This is a genomic window from Shewanella gelidii (assembly GCF_014647855.1).
In the GTDB taxonomy this organism is placed as follows: domain Bacteria; phylum Pseudomonadota; class Gammaproteobacteria; order Enterobacterales; family Shewanellaceae; genus Shewanella; species Shewanella gelidii.
This window is the reverse complement of the sequence record NZ_BMPZ01000001.1, coordinates 114,048-131,955: the sequence shown is the minus strand read 5'-3', so window position 1 is coordinate 131,955 and position 17,908 is coordinate 114,048. Positions and strand designations below refer to the sequence as shown.

16 protein-coding genes are annotated in these 17,908 nt (G+C 44.3%); all 16 read left to right on the top strand.

Annotated elements, in window-relative coordinates; genetic code table 11:
• Position 1 precedes the first annotated feature (1 nt).
• The 16 genes from flgG (at position 2) to fliE (ending at position 17,878) form a co-directional block, all read left to right on the top strand.
• A complete protein-coding gene (gene flgG, locus IEY18_RS00605) occupies positions 2-790 on the top strand; it encodes a flagellar basal-body rod protein FlgG (protein ID WP_188916803.1) in 789 nt (262 codons plus the stop codon).
• Positions 791-800: 10 nt separating this feature from the next.
• Positions 801-1,475 carry a flagellar basal body L-ring protein FlgH gene (gene flgH / locus IEY18_RS00600; RefSeq protein ID WP_188916801.1) on the top strand — a complete coding sequence of 225 codons (675 nt, stop codon included), beginning with the start codon at positions 801-803 and terminating at the stop codon, positions 1,473-1,475.
• Positions 1,476-1,510: 35 nt separating this feature from the next.
• Complete coding sequence (locus tag IEY18_RS00595; protein ID WP_373290702.1) at positions 1,511-2,581, top strand: flagellar basal body P-ring protein FlgI; 1,071 nt, start codon at positions 1,511-1,513, stop codon at positions 2,579-2,581.
• A gap of 17 nt (positions 2,582-2,598) precedes the next feature.
• Positions 2,599-3,615: a flagellar assembly peptidoglycan hydrolase FlgJ gene (gene flgJ, locus IEY18_RS00590; protein WP_188916797.1), complete on the top strand. Its 1,017-nt coding sequence runs from the start codon at positions 2,599-2,601 to the stop codon at positions 3,613-3,615.
• 43 nt (positions 3,616-3,658) lie between these two features.
• The gene (gene flgK, locus IEY18_RS00585; protein ID WP_188916795.1) at positions 3,659-5,599 is read left to right on the top strand and encodes a flagellar hook-associated protein FlgK; all 1,941 of its coding nucleotides are present in this window, start codon (positions 3,659-3,661) and stop codon (positions 5,597-5,599) included.
• A gap of 9 nt (positions 5,600-5,608) precedes the next feature.
• Positions 5,609-6,823 carry a flagellar hook-associated protein FlgL gene (flgL, locus tag IEY18_RS00580; protein ID WP_188916793.1) on the top strand — a complete coding sequence of 405 codons (1,215 nt, stop codon included), beginning with the start codon at positions 5,609-5,611 and terminating at the stop codon, positions 6,821-6,823.
• Between the two features lie 98 nt (positions 6,824-6,921).
• Positions 6,922-8,379, top strand: a complete 1,458-nt coding sequence (locus IEY18_RS00575; protein WP_188916791.1) for a flagellin — start codon at positions 6,922-6,924, stop codon at positions 8,377-8,379.
• A 217-nt stretch (positions 8,380-8,596) separates the two neighbouring features.
• Positions 8,597-10,042, top strand: a complete 1,446-nt coding sequence (locus IEY18_RS00570; RefSeq protein WP_188916789.1) for a flagellin N-terminal helical domain-containing protein — start codon at positions 8,597-8,599, stop codon at positions 10,040-10,042.
• Positions 10,043-10,265: 223 nt separating this feature from the next.
• Positions 10,266-10,682: a flagellar protein FlaG gene (locus IEY18_RS00565; RefSeq protein ID WP_188916788.1), complete on the top strand. Its 417-nt coding sequence runs from the start codon at positions 10,266-10,268 to the stop codon at positions 10,680-10,682.
• A 102-nt stretch (positions 10,683-10,784) separates the two neighbouring features.
• Complete coding sequence (gene fliD / locus IEY18_RS00560) at positions 10,785-12,149, top strand: flagellar filament capping protein FliD (RefSeq protein ID WP_188916787.1); 1,365 nt, start codon at positions 10,785-10,787, stop codon at positions 12,147-12,149.
• A 51-nt stretch (positions 12,150-12,200) separates the two neighbouring features.
• The gene (locus IEY18_RS00555) at positions 12,201-12,545 is read left to right on the top strand and encodes a flagella biosynthesis chaperone for FliD, FliT (RefSeq protein ID WP_188916786.1); all 345 of its coding nucleotides are present in this window, start codon (positions 12,201-12,203) and stop codon (positions 12,543-12,545) included.
• A gap of 10 nt (positions 12,546-12,555) precedes the next feature.
• Positions 12,556-12,972, top strand: a complete 417-nt coding sequence (gene fliS, locus IEY18_RS00550; RefSeq protein ID WP_188916785.1) for a flagellar export chaperone FliS — start codon at positions 12,556-12,558, stop codon at positions 12,970-12,972.
• Positions 12,973-13,286: 314 nt separating this feature from the next.
• Positions 13,287-14,720 carry a sigma-54 dependent transcriptional regulator gene (locus IEY18_RS00545; protein WP_188916784.1) on the top strand — a complete coding sequence of 478 codons (1,434 nt, stop codon included), beginning with the start codon at positions 13,287-13,289 and terminating at the stop codon, positions 14,718-14,720.
• Positions 14,721-14,946: 226 nt separating this feature from the next.
• Positions 14,947-16,029 (top strand): sensor histidine kinase, encoded by a 1,083-nt coding sequence (locus IEY18_RS00540; protein WP_188916782.1) that lies wholly within the window; start codon positions 14,947-14,949, stop codon positions 16,027-16,029.
• Positions 16,022-17,374, top strand: a complete 1,353-nt coding sequence (locus IEY18_RS00535; RefSeq protein WP_188916781.1) for a sigma-54-dependent transcriptional regulator — start codon at positions 16,022-16,024, stop codon at positions 17,372-17,374. The genes IEY18_RS00540 and IEY18_RS00535 overlap by 8 nt, the downstream gene beginning before the upstream one ends.
• Positions 17,375-17,545: 171 nt before the next feature.
• Positions 17,546-17,878 carry a flagellar hook-basal body complex protein FliE gene (fliE, locus tag IEY18_RS00530; RefSeq protein WP_188916780.1) on the top strand — a complete coding sequence of 111 codons (333 nt, stop codon included), beginning with the start codon at positions 17,546-17,548 and terminating at the stop codon, positions 17,876-17,878.
• The last annotated feature ends 30 nt before the right edge of the window (positions 17,879-17,908 follow it).

The window sequence follows — 17,908 nt, the reverse complement described above, 5'->3', positions numbered from 1 at the left end:
TATGCATCCCGCTTTATGGATTAGTAAGACAGGCTTAGACGCCCAGCAGACGAATATTTCGGTTATTTCAAATAACGTTGCCAATGCGAGTACTGTTGGATACAAAAAAAGCCGCGCAGTGTTTGAGGACTTACTGTATCAGACTGTGAATCAGGCTGGTGGTATTAGTGCCTCTAATACTAAATTGCCCAATGGCTTGAACGTGGGCGCAGGGACAAAAGTTGTCGCGACGCAAAAGCAATTTACCCAAGGTAATATGCTAACAACAGACAATTCGCTGGACATGATGGTCGAAGGGCCAGGATTTTTTGAAGTTCAGTTACCAGATGGTACCGCGGCTTATACTCGAAATGGACAATTTACACTGGATGACACCGGTCAAATTGTAACGCCGGGTTCAGGATATGTTGTTCAGCCTCCAATTACGATCCCACAAAACGCAGTTTCTATTACCGTTTCTGCTGAAGGTGAAGTCTCGGTGAAAACGCCAGATGCTGCCGAAGCGCAAGTCGTGGGCCAATTTAGTATGGCTGACTTTATTAACCCTGCAGGTTTGGATGCGATGGGACAAAACTTGTATACCGAAACGGGTTCAAGTGGCACACCGATCCAAGGCACGGCATCGCTGGATGGTATGGGTTCGATTCGTCAAGGCGCACTTGAAACTTCAAACGTGAATGTGACGGAAGAGCTGGTAAATTTGATTGAAGGTCAGCGAGTTTATGAAATGAACTCCAAAGTGATCTCAGCTGTTGATCAAATGCTCTCTTACGTGAACCAGAATTTGTAAGGAGTATGTCATGGTTAGATTGATGGCATTAACTTTAGCGGCTTTATTGGTTGGTTGTAGCTCGACCCAAGAAAAGCCCATTCCAGACGATCCTTATTATGCGCCCGTATACCCAGAAGCGCCGCCAACCAAAGTTGAGCCGACCGGATCACTGTTTCAAAGTAGCCAAGCGTCTAGCCTCTATTCCGATCTAAGAGCACATCGTGTTGGAGACATTATTACGATTGTGCTGCAGGAATCGACACGCGCTTCAAAAAGCGCCGCGAATGAGATTAAAAAAGGCTCAGATCTGACACTTAACCCAATCACTGCGGCAGGTCAAAACGTCACGATTAACGGCAAGTCTATCGATATTGGCTACAAAGACGATATGAATACCAAGCGAGAGTCGGATGCCGACCAAAGCAACAGCCTGAGCGGCAGCATATCGGCAAATGTCATGAAAGTTCTCAATAACGGCAACTTAGTTGTTCGCGGTGAGAAATGGATATCTATCAATAATGGTGATGAGTTCCTACGCGTAACGGGCATCGTACGAGCACAGGATATAAGTCCTGACAATACCATTGAGTCGCAACGTATTGCGAATGCTCGAATTCAATATAGTGGTACCGGCACGTTTGCTGATGCCCAAAAAGTGGGATGGTTGAGTCAGTTCTTTATGAGTGACTTATGGCCATTCTAGGGAGGCTTACCATGAAAGCAAAAACACTGATTGGCATGCTGCTCTTTCTCATCATAGCAATGCCCGCTGATGCTCAACGCATTAAAGATATTGCAAATGTGCAGGGCGTTCGTAATAACCAGTTGATTGGTTATGGCATGGTCGTCGGTTTGCCAGGAACGGGAGAGAAAACTCGTTATACCGAGCAAACGTTTAAAACTATGTTGAAGAACTTTGGCATTAATTTACCGGAGAGTTTTCGCCCGAAAGTAAAAAATGTTGCTGTGGTGGCCGTCCATGCTGATATGCCCCCATTTATTAAGCCGGGTCAAACGCTTGACGTTACAGTATCAAGCTTGGGTGAAGCGAAGAGTTTACGGGGTGGAACATTACTCCAAACGTTTTTGAAAGGCGTTGATGGGAATGTTTATGCGATTGCGCAGGGGAGTTTGGTCGTCAGTGGATTCAGTGCTGAAGGCTTGGATGGCTCCAAAGTAATCCAAAACACGCCCACCGTGGGCCGGATCCCCAATGGCGGTATCATTGAGCGTGCCGTGGTTTCACCGTTTTCATCTGGCGACTTTCTGACTTTCAATTTACGTCGAGCAGATTTTTCTACCGCGAAAGCGATGGCCGACGCCATCAATGATCTTCTTGGAGCCGGAATGGCTCGTCCTCTAGACGCCTCATCAATTCAAGTGAGCGCGCCTCGCGATGTATCTCAACGGGTGTCTTTTCTCTCTGTGTTAGAAAACATCCAAGTGGAACCCGCATCAGAAGCAGCGAAAGTCATTGTCAATTCACGAACCGGCACCATTGTTGTCGGGCAAAATGTGCAGTTGTTCCCTGCTGCAGTTACTCATGGTGGCTTAACGGTAACCATCGCTGAGGCGACGCAAGTCTCGCAGCCAAACCCACTTGCTGGTGGGGAAACGGTCGTTACTAGTGAAAGTACCATTGACGTTGCTGAAGATAGCCGCCGCATGTTTATGTTTGATCCTGGGACCACGCTTGATGAACTTGTTCGTGCGGTCAATCTCGTTGGTGCCGCGCCGTCAGATGTTCTCGCCATACTCGAAGCGCTAAAAATGGCAGGCGCTTTGCATGGTGAGTTAATCATCATCTAATTATTGTCGGTTTTGTTATGGAAAAGCTCTCGAACTCATCGCACTTCCTTGACTTAAGTAGCCTTGACTCATTGCGTAGTAAGGCGCAACAAGATAGCAAGGGTGCGCTTAAGGAAGTCGCTCAGCAATTTGAGGGTATTTTTGTTCAGATGCTGATGAAGAGTATGCGTGATGCAAATGCTGTATTTGAGTCTGACAGTCCTATGAACAGTCAATACACCAAGTTTTATGAGCAAATGCATGATCAGCAAATGTCGATGGATTTGTCAGATAAAGGAATGCTTGGTTTAGCTGATCTAATGGTTCAGCAATTAGACCCCGATTCAAGCCAATTAATGCCGGCATCTGGCCTTCGCGGCAACATGAGTCCTGTGCAAAAGGCAAGTATGGCCGTGGAGATAAGCGACCCGAGGCCGTCAAAGGCGATGAATATAACCGCGCAATCAAATGCGAGCCAATACGCAGCGAGTAACTTGGAACTGCAGCAAGTCTTATCTGGCGAGATCAAGCCTTCAATGGCGATTGTGAAAGACAAATTGAATTTTGAGAGCCCCAATGATTTTGTTACTCAGTTGTATCCTCACGCCAAAAAAGCGGCAGATACTTTAGGCACAACCCCTGAGTTACTTATTGCGCAATCGGCACTAGAGACTGGTTGGGGCCAAAAGGTCATCAAAACGTCGGCTGGGGAATCAAGTCATAACCTCTTTAATATCAAAGCCGACAAGCGTTGGTCTGGTGAAAAGTCTCAAGTGAATACGCTCGAATATGAGCAAGGGCGTGCGGTGAAACAGAAAGCAGATTTCCGCGTTTATGAAGGTATCGAACAAAGCTTCCATGATTTTGTGAACTTCATTTCGAACAACAGCCGCTATCAAGAAGCGCAAAAGCTCGCTGACAAGCCGGAGCAGTTTATACGCGCATTGCAGCAGGCTGGTTACGCAACGGATCCGCAGTACGCGAATAAGGTGATAAAAGTCATGAAGACGATAGTTCAAGAAGTCAACATCATGGCCAATGGCGGTGGTGAATAATGAAAAGTATTACCAACACCTTCCTACAGATGCGAGGTGAATCATGGGCTTAGATCTTCTCAATATTGCAACGTCCGGTGTTGTTGCATCTCAAGCACAGCTTGCGGTAACCGGTAACAATATTGCAAATGCGAATACCGAAGGGTATCACCGCCAAGTCGCGACACAAGGCACGTATGAATCGCAAAAGATAGGTGATAGCTATTTTGGCGCAGGAGCATATGTTGCGGATGTCAAACGAGTTTACAACCAGTATGCGGCGAAAGAGCTAAGGATTGGGCAATCGAATCTGAGCGAAGCAGAAATGAGCCTAACGAAGCTCAATGATCTGGACGAATTATATTCTAAGGTCGGCAAAGTTGTGCCGCAAAGTTTGACCGATTTTTACGAGAGCTTAAATAATCTCGCGGGTTTACCTGATGACATTGCAATCCGAAATTCAACTTTAGTTACGGCTGAACAAGTTGCCGGCAGCCTGAATCAGATGCAATCTCGTCTTGATGACAAATTGCAGCAGACCAATGAACAAATTGCCACGATTACGGACCGTATTTCTGAAATCAGTAATGAGCTCGGTGCGCTTAACCTCGAGATCGTCAAGTCAGAAGGTAATGACCTTCAACTATTAGACAAACAGGATGCATTGATCCAAGAGCTTAGTCAGTACTCACAAGTGAATACGATTCCAATTGGCAATGGTGCAAAAAGCATCATGCTCGGTGGCTCGGTGATGTTGGTATCTGGTGAAGTTTCCATGAGCATGGGAACGAAACCTGGTGATCCATCTCCCAATAAGCCAACGCTCACGACGACGATTAATAATACCGTTCAAGATGTGAATGGGGCGTTGATGGGAGGCGAGTTGGGTGCGCTGTTTAAGTATAGAGACGGTGAGTTGAGTAAAGCGATTAATGAATTGGGACAACTTGCATTAGGTGTAGCCGACTCATTTAATGAAATGCAATCCCAGGGTTTTGATTTGAACGGTCAAATGGGACAAAACCTATTTACTGATATTAATGATCCGAATGTGTCATCAACACGAGTCGGAACCTTTTCGACCAATACCGGGACTGCCGCTTTAAGTGTGGAAATTGATGACGTGACTCAGCTTACGGGGAGTTCATATGAGCTGAAGTTTGCCACAGGCACACCTGATACCTATACGCTTATTGATGATCTGACAGGGAAAGAAACAGCACTTACGTTAAATGGTGCAGGTACGCAGCTCCTAGGTGGTGATGGCTTTATTATTAACATTGACTCGGGTGCATTTGCGGATCGAGACCGTTTTGAAATCTCCCCTACATCCGGCGCTGCTGCTGGTATTAGCCTCGCCTTTTCTGACCCGGAATTACTCGCTACTGCCTCACCCAAAGTGACGGCTGACGCCGCAAACTCTGGCAGCATGGCGGTTAAGCTAACGAGCATTGATGATCGAAACGCTGTGAACTTTCCGTTAACGGATAGTGAGCTGACCTTTGATATTGACATGTTGGCAGGTACTTATGATGTATTTGATGTCAATGGTACAGCGATTAGCACTGGCACAGCTATTACGCCGGGCACACCACCGACAATTTCTGCCCATGGTTTTACTTTTGAATTGAATACCACCACAGCCACAGCATCTGAACGATTCACATTTGATCTCTCTCATGCAAAAGGCGACAACACGAATACCGTTGCAATGGCCACGATGAGTGAGTCAAAACACATGGAAAATGGTGATGCAACACTCGTTGACCTATTTGAAGAAACCAAACTAAGTATTGGTGGTAGTAGTAAGTCTGCACAAGTTCGGAGTGCATCCGCTGAAATTATCTACAGCCAAGCTTATGAGCGTCAGCAAAGTGTTTCGGGAGTCAACCTAGACGAAGAAGCTGCGAAGTTAATGCGGTATCAACAGTCATATCAAGCATCAGCCAGAATCATGACCACAGCGACTCAGATTTTTGAAACGCTATTTAGTTCTACGCGATAGGAGCAGATGATGAGAATTTCTACCGCACAAATGTTTACTCAAAATAGCAACAGCATTCTGAATAAACAGTCCGCTGTCAATTTGGCAACTCAAAAAATATCCAGTGGCAAACGCGTTGAAACGTCGGGTGAAGATCCTGTCGCAGCATTAGGTATTGATAACCTCAATGGCAAAAATGCGCTGATCGATCAGTTTGTGAAAAATATCGATTATGCGACAAACCATCTTGCAATCGCCGAATCAAAGCTAGGAAGCGCAGAAACGCTTGTCGCGTCAATGAAAGATCAAATTCTTCGGTCAATGAACGGCAGTTTGCAAAGCGGTGATCGGCAAGTCATTGCCGATGAGTTGAGAGAGTCACTGCAAGAGCTGGTCTCGATTGCAAATTCAAGAGACGAATCTGGCAACTACATTTTTGCGGGCTTTAAAACCGATCAGCAGCCTTTTGCCTTTGATAATAGCGGGAATATGATTTACTCCGGTGATTCAGGCGAACGAACTTCCGGTGTCGCGACTGGCGTCGCGATTGAAACAAATATCCCGGGTGATCAGATATTTATGAACGCCCCCAACCCGCTAGGAGACTTCGGTGCCAATTATTTGGCTGGTCAGACTGAAAACTTCCAAGTCAAGAGTGCTGAAATAACCAACAGTACGCCTAGAACGGTTGTCGCGCCAGAAAGTTATACATTTGCATTTACTGACAATGGTACTGGCGGTGTGCAATTGGAGGTGTTTGATTCCGGTTCGAATTCTATTTATACCGATACGAATTTTGACCCAACCGCTGCCGTAGAGGTGAACGGAATGGCTATCAACATCTCTGGAACCCCTGGTGCAGGTGACTCTTTCACTTTGGAACCTTTAACAGCGGTCAGTATTTTCGACACTTTAAATCAAGCGATCTCAGTGATTGAAGATGGCCAATTAGCAAATACGCCGCAAGGAAATTCAGAGTTGGCACAAATATTGGATTACTTACGGGGTGGCACAGATCAAATTGGCATAATAAGAGGTAAGGCTGGCAATAGTCTGAACAGCTTAGAAAGTTTCAAGTCTGCCCATGTCGAAGAAAAGATAGTGAATAGTACCGCGTTATCGATGTTAGAAGACTTAGATTATGCAACCGCTATTACTGAATATGAAAAACAACGACTCGCACTTAATGCCGTTTCACAAGTATTTGGTCGAGTGAACTCTACATCACTATTCGATTATATCTAGTGGCAAGCGTAGAGACTAAACACAATTAAGCTGTCAGCAATATTAGCAGTTTAGCCAAGCTCCAAGTCTTGGCGTTCAACTAAGAAGAGGAATATACAATGGCTATTTCCGTTAATACTAACGTTACATCAATGAAAGCTCAGGGTAACCTGAACAAAGCACAGATGAAGACAGCGACCTCTATGGAGCGTCTAGCATCTGGCCTACGAATTAACAGCGCTAAAGATGATGCGGCAGGCCTGCAGATCTCAAACCGTATGACCAGCCAGATCAACGGTATCGGTGTTGCCATTCGTAATGCGAATGACGGTATTTCGATTGCGCAAACTGCAGAGGGTGCGATGCAAGAATCGACCAACATTTTGCAACGTATGCGTGATCTATCCCTCCAATCAGCAAACGGTTCTAACTCAGCAGAAGATAGAGCTGCACTGCAAAAAGAAGTGAACTCACTTCAAGCGGAATTGACGCGTATTGCTGAAACCACATCTTTTGGTGGACAGTATCTATTAGATGGTTCATACGGAACCCAGTCATTCCAAGTTGGCCCAGATGCCAACCAGATTATTGAAGTATCATTGAAGTCTGTTGCAGCCGCGAGTATTGGTGCTTACCAAAGTGATACCGCAGGTACGATTTTTGGTGGCGCTATTTCTACGGGGCCGGCTGGGACGAACGGCTCGACTGGCGACACGTTGACAATTACTCAAGGTACAAGCGGTACTAATATCGTGACAGCCGATGAAGATACTGCAACGGAAATCGTTTCAAAAATCAATCAGGCGGGTACAGGTGTTACTGCTTCTGCAGAAACAAGAATCCGTGCGAATTTGACGGCGGGCTTTGATACATCGTTGATTATGAATGTTGACGATGGCACGGCAACCGCTTCTATTGACTTAACAGGTATTGGAAACAATGCAGACCTTGCCGCTGCAATTAACAACTTTTCTGGTGAGACAGGCGTTTCAGCCAACCTTTCAAATGGTGAGTTAACGATTACTGCGGCAAACGGCGCTGATGTTAACTTTACGTCGCTTGCGAGTAACACCACGGGTGCATTGGCACTTCAAAACATCGATGGCAATGGTAACCTTTCTGCTGCAACAAACGTAACCACTGCTGGTGTAGTTGCAACTGCGGTTGGTGCCATTACGCTTAGCTCGGCAGATAGCTATACGGTAACCTCTGCGTCAACGCTTGCGGCTGAATTGACCGGTGAAACAACGGGACAGTTTGCTGGAGTAAATACCGTCAATATTGCGTCTGCATCCGGAGCACAGGCAGCGATTGAAATTATCGATGGGGCGATTTCGAGTATTGATGCGTCTCGAGCCGATTTGGGTGCGATTCAAAACCGCATGAGCTTTACGATTAACAACCTCAGTAACGTGATGAACAACGTTTCTGATGCTCGTAGCCGTATTCAGGATGTTGACTTTGCCAATGAAAGTGCTGAATTAAGTAAGCAGCAGATTCTACAGCAGTCTTCCTCAACCATGCTGGCCCAAGCAAATCAGCTACCACAAGTTGCGCTGTCGCTTTTGGGTGGCTAAAAGAAGGCACTAAAAGCCAATTAATAGCAATTATTAGTATGAATAGGCTCCTGTATAGGAGTCTATTTTTTTGAAAAATATAATATTTTTATAAAATCAATAAAAATATTAAAGTTCCTAAATTTCGTGCCGTTAACTTAAGTGTAACCAATAAGATCCGCCTGGCTTAATGATAGACAGGCATCATTTAAGTCAGGAATGCGAAGAGGAATAAATTATGGCTATTTCAGTAAATACCAACGTTACTTCGATGAGAGCCCAAGGTAACTTAAATAACGCACAATCAAATACTGCCACTTCAATGGAGCGTTTAGCCTCTGGTCTACGTATTAACAGTGCAAAAGACGATGCTGCGGGTCTACAGATCTCTAACCGTATGACCAGCCAGATTAATGGTCTTGGTGTTGCGATGCGTAACGCGAATGATGGTATCTCGATTGCTCAAACCGCTGAAGGTGCAATGCAAGAATCAACAAACATCTTGCAACGTATGCGTGACTTATCACTCCAGTCTGCAAACGGTTCAAACTCTTCTGAAGATAGAGCGGCACTGCAAAAAGAAGTGAACTCACTTCAATCAGAACTAACTCGTATTGCTGAAACAACTTCGTTTGGTGGTCAAACACTACTCGATGGTTCATATGGTACTCAGTCTTTCCAAGTGGGTTCTGAAGCGAACCAAACGATTGATGTTTCGTTAAAATCAATTGGTGCATCTAGTATTGGTGCTTACCAAAGTGATGCTGCAGGTTCAATTTTAGGTGGTGCATTAGTCGCTGCAGCAGCTGGTACCAATGGTACAACTGCAGGTGACATCACAATCACTCAAGGTACCGCCGCGACAGCAGTGACTATTGCTGATGAAGATACAGCTACGGAAATTGCAAGTAAAATTAACCAAGCGGGTACTGGTGTTACTGCTTCAGCTGAAACCAATGTTCGAGCAAACTTAACTGCAGCCTTTGATACTTCATTGATCATGAATGTAGATGATGGTTCGAGCACGTCATCACTGAACTTAACTGGTATTTCGAACAATGCAGATTTAGCGACTGCAATTAATGATGCTTCGGGCGAAACTGGTGTGACGGCGAATTTAGATAATGGTACTTTGACGATTACTAGTTCAAATGGTGCAGATATTAACTTTACTTCGTTAGCATCGAACACCACTGGTGCTCTAGCATTGAATAACGTTTCAGCAGCTGGTGTCGTTTCAGCAGCAACTAACGTTACAACCGCTGGTGTAGTCGCTACTGCAGCAGGTGCGTTAACCCTAAGCTCTCCAGATTCTTACACCGTAACTGGTGGTGGTACTGCAGAATTTACAGGTGAGGCAACAGGTGCGTTTGCCGGTGTGAACACAGTTGATATTGGTACATCATCAGGTGCACAAAATGCGATTGCGATTATTGATGGTGCGATTGCAGGGATTGATGGTAACCGAGCTGACCTAGGTGCGATTCAAAACCGTCTTGACTTTACCATTAGCAACTTGAGCAATGTACAAAACAACGTTGCAGATGCAAGAAGCCGTATTCAAGATGTTGACTTCGCAGCAGAAAGTGCTGAGTTAAGTAAGCAGCAAATTCTACAGCAATCATCTTCGTCTATGTTAGCCCAGGCGAACCAGCTACCACAGGTCGCGCTATCGCTACTTTAATTAGCTAAACTTAGTGAAAGACTAGTTTAACATACTAAGTAAAAAGCTAAGTGAATCAATAAGATTAGTAAAACTCTAAAGGAAGATTCACGATTGAATCTTCCTTTTTGCTCAAAATTAGCTTGTGTGATGAGAGTAAAATTAGTCCATTGATGTTGTTTTTAAGTGTTGATGAATCAGCTTTTGTTAGAAACTTAGCACGTTTAAATTGAGAGAGGATGTTATGGATATTAATTTGCAGGGTGTACCCCACCCATCTATAACAAACCGTGTTGATCAAAAGCCTGAAACTAAACCTGTCGCAGAACCTACTTTGGTCGGTAGTGCAAAAGTGACCGAAGAAGAGAGTGTGCGGTTAGTGAAAGCGGTCAGCGAAACTGAAGAGAGCTCAAAAGAGACGGCGAAAGAGAAGCGGGATGCTGAAGCCCTTGCTGAAGTCGTTGAGCAATTATCAGACGTTGTGACTATGATGAACAAAGGATTGGCTTTTTCCGTGGATGAAGACTCCGGAGCTGCCGTGGTTAAAGTAATGGATATCGACTCTGGAGAAATTATTCGCCAAATTCCAAGTGATGAGGCACTGGAGTTGGCTCAAAAATTGCAGGATGTCAAAGGCTTGTTAATGAAGACCGAGGCTTAGTATTTAAAACGCTAACCGAGTTCTTCGCGTATGAATTACATCATTGGACTGTGGCGTTAAGGCATAGCAAAAGTTGATGTAAAGAGTTTAGTTGAGGTAACTATGGGATTAACATCAGTAGGGCTGGGTTCTGGCCTAGATATTAACGGCATCGTATCGGCGCTTGTCGGCTCTGAACGTGATCCTAAAGTCGCCGAGTTTAACTCCAAAGAAGGTGAGATTACGTCAGAAATCTCCGCACTTGGCAGTTTAAAAAGCGCATTGTCTACCTTCCAAGACAGCTTAGATTTTTTATCGAAAGCTGAATCATTCGAAAGCAATCAAACTTCACTGTCTCAACGAGACTATTTGTCTGCAACGGTTGACGATACCGCTGTGGCTGGTAGTTATAATATTTCTGTTGAACAACTCGCTGAAAGTCAAAAAGTTGGCACCATTGCGGTCGCTGATGTCACTGCCGCTTTGGATGAGGGAACATTGAATTTTGCTGTCGATGGTGAAGACTTTGATATTGAGGTTACCACTGAAGATACACTGCAAACCTTGGTCGCGAAGATTAACGATTCCGAAGATAATATTGGCGTAACGGCAACGATTGTAAACAGTGATGCAGGTGCACAGTTAGTCTTAACTTCTGATGAAACGGGGATTGCCAATAATATTACCGTTACAGCAACCGATACGGGCGCCGGTACCGTGTTGGCTGACACCTTTACGATGACCGAATTGCAAGAAGCAAAAGATTCGATTATTTATGTGGATGGTTTGAAGTTAACTTCTAGTAGTAATGAAATTACAAATGCGATTGATGGTGTAACACTAAACCTGAAAGATGCGGATGTCGCTGAAACAACTAAGTTGACCGTATCGAAGAATACAGGCGCTGTTGAGACTGCGATTGGCGAGTTCGTAGGTGCCTACAATGAAATGATGGAAACCATTGGTGGGTTAACAAGCTATAACGCTGATACTGAACAGGCCGCTGTGCTGCAAGGTGATGCCTTGCCTCGTGGTATTCAAAGTCAGATTCGCAATGTTATATCCTCAGCTTTTTCTACCTCGAGTGGAAATTTATCACTAGCTTCACTAGGGGTGACCACCACCCGTTCCGGAACTTTGGAAATTGATGACGATATTCTTCAAGATGCCCTTAAGAATGATATGTCAGATATTAAGGACATGTTTTCTGCCGAAAACTCAGGCTTTGTTGCGAAAATGACAGGCTACCTCGATGCATATACTGAGACTGGCGGCGTCATTGATAGCCGTGATAGTGCTTTAGATGGTCGACTGGATCGCCTCAATAGTGACCGAGAAAGCTTCGCATTAAAAATGTCGGCTTTAGAAGCTCGATTGTATAAACAATATAACCAGATGGATTTGATAGTCGGTCAGCTCACTTCGCAAAGTGCAGACTTACAAGCGCGACTTGACTCATTGCCTGGCGTAGTGAGAAAAGAGAAATAGTAGTACGCCTAGTTTTCTCATTTCTCACAATCCGACCACAGGATGTTTCCTATGATATCGCAACAGCACCGCGAGTTAGTTCAGCAGCTTGATCATATTAATCTAGATTGTCAGACCGCCTTTAAACAAATCAATGATCTGAAACAAGCACAAGAAGATGAAGAGTTGGTCTCTAAATTGCAAGAGCTTATCAGTAAGCGTCAAATTTCCCTTGATGCCCTAATTGCTGACTCTACGTTTGTTGATGCAAGCTACCTAGAAAGGCAACTAGAAATGACACTTAGCCTGAAAGTGAAGGCTAAAAAGGTGATGACCCGACTGCAAACAGATTTGCACTTAGGGAAAAAACACCAACGACAAATTAATGCTTATAAAAGCGTAGATGCAAATAAATAGGAAGGTAGTTATGAGAGGGTCACTACAATCATATCGAAAAGTCTCACTTGAGAGTGAGATTGCGGTGGCATCACCGCATCGCTTAGTTCAGATGATGTTTGAAGGTGCCTTACGTCGCATTGCTGAAGCCAAATACTCAATACAACAAAAAGACTATGCCCAGAAGGGCGAGGCAATCGGTAAAGCGATTGGTATTGTTGCGGGATTAAACGGTAGCTTAGATATGGATGCTGGCGCGGAAATATCTTCAAACTTAAATGCATTATATGATTTTATGCTTCGTAGGTTGTCTGAAGCTAATTTAAACAATGATGCCGAAGCACTTGATGAAGTGTCTGGTTTATTGAGAACGATTAAAGAGGGTTGGGATGCGATACCTGCTGAGCATCACCAGTTGACCTCAGCTGAAGGTCTAGAAAACGCTTAAAATCTGTATACGCTAAGGCGCTAATATTGCGCCTAGTGTCTTTACATCGGTAACAGCGTCTTATTCTGATTCTAGTGAAACTTTAATCGTTTCTTCTCATCTTGGTTAGGGTTTTCGCTTTAAAAATGAACTAAAATCAAGTCTGTCGGGCATATTCGCCATCATATACTTGCTTATCCTCGGCTGATGTTACAATATTCATCTTAAACCAGATTTGGAACAAATTATTCCGTGTAGTTTGCTATGATGTAGTGATGCATATGATGATGAATTTAATGCAAATCAACAAATTTTAGCGCTTTATGGCTTATTGAATGATGCAGACAGACCAACGAATTTTATTAGTTGAAAACCAGCCTGAGCGAGTGAAGAGCTTATCGTGCATTTTTGAGTTTCTGGGCGAAAGTGTCGAGTTAGTTTTACCTGAACAATTGACCGAAAAATTAATGCATGCGCGTTATCGTGCAGTCGTATTAGTTGCTGGCAGTGCACCCTTAAGCGAGTTTCAATCATTTTGCCGCGCCAGTGCATGGCAACCTTTCCTATTGCTCGGTGAACTTGATCTCTTTGATGAAACAAACCTTTTAGGGACTATCGAACAACCACTCAATTACCCTCAGCTCACAGAGCTTTTGCACTTTTGCCAAGTATTTGGGCAAGCGAAGAAGCCTCAAGCACCGACTAGCGCAAATCAAACCAAGCTGTTTAGAAGTATGGTTGGCAGAAGTGAAGGCATTGCCAATGTTCGTCACCTCATCAGCCAAGTGGCCAATTCAGATGCTACTGTGATGGTGCTAGGCCAATCTGGCACAGGTAAAGAAGTTGTGGCTCGCAATATTCACTATCTCTCTGATCGTCGTGATGGTCCATTTATTCCAGTTAACTGCGGTGCGATACCCGCTGAGTTGCTGGAAAGTGAACTGTTTGGTCATGAGAAAGGATCTTTTACCGGTGCGATTAGTAGCCGAAAAGGGCGATTTGAATTAGCAGAAAATGGCACCTTATTTCTCGATGAAATCGGTGATATGCCATTGCAAATGCAAGTTAAATTGCTACGGGTGTTACAAGAAAAAGTATTTGAACGTGTGGGCGGCACCAAGACACTGACGACGAATGTTCGAGTTGTGACCGCAACACATCGTGACTTAGAGACAATGATCTCCGCCGGCGAGTTCAGAGAAGATCTATATTACCGCTTGAATGTCTTCCCAATTGAAATGCCATCTTTACAGCAACGCAAAGATGATATCCCACTATTACTACAAGAACTTGTTAGCCGTGTTTACAATGAAGGCCGAGGAAAAGTTCGCTTCACAAAACGTGCCATAGAATCATTAAAAGAGCATAGTTGGTCGGGCAATGTTCGAGAGCTATCTAATTTAGTCGAGCGCTTAACGATTTTGTATCCTGGTGGTTTAGTAGATGTAAATGACTTACCCATTAAGTATCGTCATATCGATGTGCCGGAGTATTGCGTTGAGGTCAGTGAGGAGCAACTAGAAAGAGATGCATTGGCAGCTATTTTTAGTGACGAAGAACAGATTGAATTACCCGAGTCTAAGTTCCCGTCAGAATTGCCACCAGAAGGCGTGAATCTGAAAGATTTACTGGCAGAGCTTGAAGTCGACATGATCCGTCAGGCCCTCGAGCAGCAAGATAGTGTGGTTGCGCGTGCAGCAGAAATGCTTGGTATCCGGAGAACGACATTAGTCGAAAAGATGCGAAAATACGGCATGAGTAAAGATTAATTTTTGCTAAATCCTTGTTGTTTTTTTGACCGAGCCCAAGTTATTAACTTGGGCTTTTTGATATCTCTCAATAAATTAGTACAATTTCTCAACAGTTCAAGATAACCTAATTTCGTTAATAATGGCTCGGTAAAAGGATAGGTAAACGCTTTGCGTTTGTCTGGTTTGGGCTTTGGCACGGAAACTGCAGTGACAGCTGTAGAGCATATTTTTTGACGGAGTGAGCATGTCTGCCAATCCAGTATCTATTGAAACATATACGACCCGCAGCAAGGTCGATTTACCTGCGCGAGAGGCGGCGAATATGTCGAATCGAATGGAGCATATTCTTCAGGCAATGCCTTCTGGGATTATTATTCTCAATGGTGATGGCTTTGTAACCGAAGCAAACCCTGTCGCAAGGGAGCTTCTCGGGCGGCCTTTGCAAGGCATGCGTTGGCTTGATGTCATCAATCGCTCGTTTTCGCCTAAAGATGATGATGGTCATGAAGTCTCGCTTCGAAATGGGCGTCGAGTAAAAATTGCAATTACGCCGCTGAGCCCTGAGCCTGGGCAGTTAATCGTATTAACAGATTTAACCGAAACGCGCCTATTGCAAAAAAACCTGTCACATTTACAACGCTTGTCTGCGCTAGGGAAAATGGTTGCAACTCTCGCTCACCAAGTTAGAACACCACTTTCAGCGGCATTGTTATACGCGTCTAACTTAGGGAGCTCCAAGCTTTCAGATGCAGCGAAAAACAAGTTTCAAACCAAGCTAGTGGACCGGTTGAATGAGCTTGAAGGTCAAGTTAATGACATGTTGTTGATGGCTAAAGGTCGTCATGAAGCGCTGGGTGAGCCCACCGCCGTAGAAGAAATCTTCTCTTCAGTGATGGCGAACTGCGAGCCGTTAGCTGAGCGTCACCAAAGTAAATTAAGGTGTATTAATCAAAGTTCATCTCCAATAATGGCAAACAGTGGGGCGCTTAGTTCTGCGATTAACAATCTTGTTGTGAATAGCTTCGAGGCTGGTGCAGATCAAGTGACGCTGCATTGCTTTGAGGAACAATCGCAAGTTTGCATTGATGTTGTTGATAATGGCAAGGGACTTGAGCCAGAGCTACAAGCGAAAGTACTAGAGCCATTTTATACCACTAAGCCACAAGGTACTGGTTTAGGGCTTGCAGTTGTGCAATCTGTGGTTCATAACCATGGTGGTCAAATTAAATTAAGCTGCATTAAAGATGTGGGTTGCAAAATATCCCTAACTTTTCCAGCTCATTATGTAGAAGGTAGCAAGGTCAATAAGGAGGCGCAGTATGTCTGAAGCCAAATTACTACTCGTTGAGGATGACCATGCTTTACGTGAAGCGTTATTGGACACACTGCTACTGGCACAATATGAATGTGTTGATGTTGCGTCAGCAGAAGATGCAATTGTGGCGCTCAAAGCAAATCACTTTGATATGGTGATTAGTGATGTGCAAATGGAGGGTATTGGTGGCATGGGGCTGTTGAATTACTTACAACAACATCATCCCAAAATACCCGTGCTATTGATGACTGCGTTTGCAACGATTGGCAGTGCGGTGAGTGCCATTAAGTTGGGTGCCGTCGACTATTTGGCAAAACCATTTGCGCCAGAAGTGCTCCTCAATCAGGTTTCACGTTACTTAACTAAGACTGCAGATATTGATTCCCCCGTAGTTGCAGATGACAAGAGTTTAGCTTTGTTATCACTTGCAGAGCGGGTCGCTAGCTCAGATGCTTCTGTCATGATTTTGGGGCCGAGTGGCTCTGGCAAAGAAGTTCTAGCACGCTATATTCATCAAAATAGCGCTAGAGTGGAAGAACCCTTTGTGGCAATTAATTGCGCAGCAATACCAGAAAATATGCTTGAGGCAACCTTATTTGGCTATGAAAAAGGTGCATTTACTGGAGCCTATCAAGCTTGCCCTGGTAAGTTTGAACAAGCGCAAGGTGGGACGATTTTGCTTGATGAAATCTCTGAGATGGACCTAGCGTTACAAGCGAAACTATTGCGGGTATTGCAAGAACGCGAAGTGGAACGCTTAGGTGGTCGTAAAACCATTAAGCTAGATGTCAGAGTTTTGGCAACGTCTAACCGAGATTTAAAAGCAGTGGTTGCAGATGGGAAGTTCAGAGAAGATCTTTACTATCGAATTAATGTATTTCCATTAAGTTGGCCTGCTTTAAATCAACGGCCAGCAGATATTATTCCTCTAGCAAAACATTTAATTCAGCGGCATGCCAAATTATCTAATATTTCTGAAATTCCAGAGCTTGATGATAGTGCCATACGTCGATTGTTAACTCATCGTTGGCCTGGCAATGTCCGAGAATTAGATAATGTCGTTCAACGTGCATTGATTTTAGCGAATGGCCAAGAAATTGTGGCGACGGATATCATTATTGATAATGAGGAAGCTGCGATGGCTGCAAGCCCAGAATCAGCGCCGCAATCTAAAGTTAACGAGCCAGAAGGGCTTGGTAATGAATTGAAAGCACAAGAACATGTGATTATTTTGGAAACTTTGGCGCAATGCCAAGGGAGTCGAAAACTTGTTGCTGAAAAACTTGGTATTAGTGCGAGAACACTCAGATATAAAATGGCCAAAATGCGTGATATGGGTGTACAAATCCCTGCATAACTCCCTCCTTGGCACAGCTTTAATTGTCGCGTGCTTAAAATGACATCAGATTGAGCCAATAATCGTCACTTCGGTGACGATTCTTCTATTTGCTAACATCTTGGCAAACTAATTGCAGAATCAAAGTATCGATACAGTTTTCGTCAATTATTCGGCGACAGGAGCCTTGGTATGCAAATCGGCGCTAATTCTTTACTTCAAGAAATGCAGTCACTTAAAAGTGAAGTGACTCCTGGTGCAATCCAGCCTCGAATTACCCAACAAGTCAACAACACTACGGGGAGTGATTTTGGACAGTTACTTGCCCAAGCTGTAGGCAATGTCAGCGAATTACAGAGTACATCGGCTAATTTAGCCACGCGCTTAGAAATGGGCGATTCGACAGTGACACTGTCTGATACGGTGATTGCACGAGAAAAAGCCGGTGTCGCATTCGAAGCAACCGTGCAAGTGCGTAATAAGCTGGTTGATGCTTATAAGCAAATTATGAGCATGCCAGTTTAATGAAGTTTTCTGAAAAATAGGTGATCACGT

Excerpts from the sequence above, each read along its gene's own strand:
- flgG (WP_188916803.1), top strand. The coding sequence starts at position 2 with ATGCATCCCGCTTTATGGATTAGTAAGACAGGCTTAGACGCCCAGCAG.
- flgH (WP_188916801.1), top strand. The coding sequence starts at position 801 with ATGGTTAGATTGATGGCATTAACTTTAGCGGCTTTATTGGTTGGTTGT.
- IEY18_RS00595 (WP_373290702.1), top strand. The coding sequence starts at position 1,511 with ATGCTGCTCTTTCTCATCATAGCAATGCCCGCTGATGCTCAACGCATT.
- flgJ (WP_188916797.1), top strand. The coding sequence starts at position 2,599 with ATGGAAAAGCTCTCGAACTCATCGCACTTCCTTGACTTAAGTAGCCTT.
- flgK (WP_188916795.1), top strand. The coding sequence starts at position 3,659 with ATGGGCTTAGATCTTCTCAATATTGCAACGTCCGGTGTTGTTGCATCT.
- flgL (WP_188916793.1), top strand. The coding sequence starts at position 5,609 with ATGAGAATTTCTACCGCACAAATGTTTACTCAAAATAGCAACAGCATT.
- IEY18_RS00575 (WP_188916791.1), top strand. The coding sequence starts at position 6,922 with ATGGCTATTTCCGTTAATACTAACGTTACATCAATGAAAGCTCAGGGT.
- IEY18_RS00570 (WP_188916789.1), top strand. The coding sequence starts at position 8,597 with ATGGCTATTTCAGTAAATACCAACGTTACTTCGATGAGAGCCCAAGGT.
- IEY18_RS00565 (WP_188916788.1), top strand. The coding sequence starts at position 10,266 with ATGGATATTAATTTGCAGGGTGTACCCCACCCATCTATAACAAACCGT.
- fliD (WP_188916787.1), top strand. The coding sequence starts at position 10,785 with ATGGGATTAACATCAGTAGGGCTGGGTTCTGGCCTAGATATTAACGGC.
- IEY18_RS00555 (WP_188916786.1), top strand. The coding sequence starts at position 12,201 with ATGATATCGCAACAGCACCGCGAGTTAGTTCAGCAGCTTGATCATATT.
- fliS (WP_188916785.1), top strand. The coding sequence starts at position 12,556 with ATGAGAGGGTCACTACAATCATATCGAAAAGTCTCACTTGAGAGTGAG.
- IEY18_RS00545 (WP_188916784.1), top strand. The coding sequence starts at position 13,287 with ATGATGCAGACAGACCAACGAATTTTATTAGTTGAAAACCAGCCTGAG.
- IEY18_RS00540 (WP_188916782.1), top strand. The coding sequence starts at position 14,947 with ATGTCTGCCAATCCAGTATCTATTGAAACATATACGACCCGCAGCAAG.
- IEY18_RS00535 (WP_188916781.1), top strand. The coding sequence starts at position 16,022 with ATGTCTGAAGCCAAATTACTACTCGTTGAGGATGACCATGCTTTACGT.
- fliE (WP_188916780.1), top strand. The coding sequence starts at position 17,546 with ATGCAAATCGGCGCTAATTCTTTACTTCAAGAAATGCAGTCACTTAAA.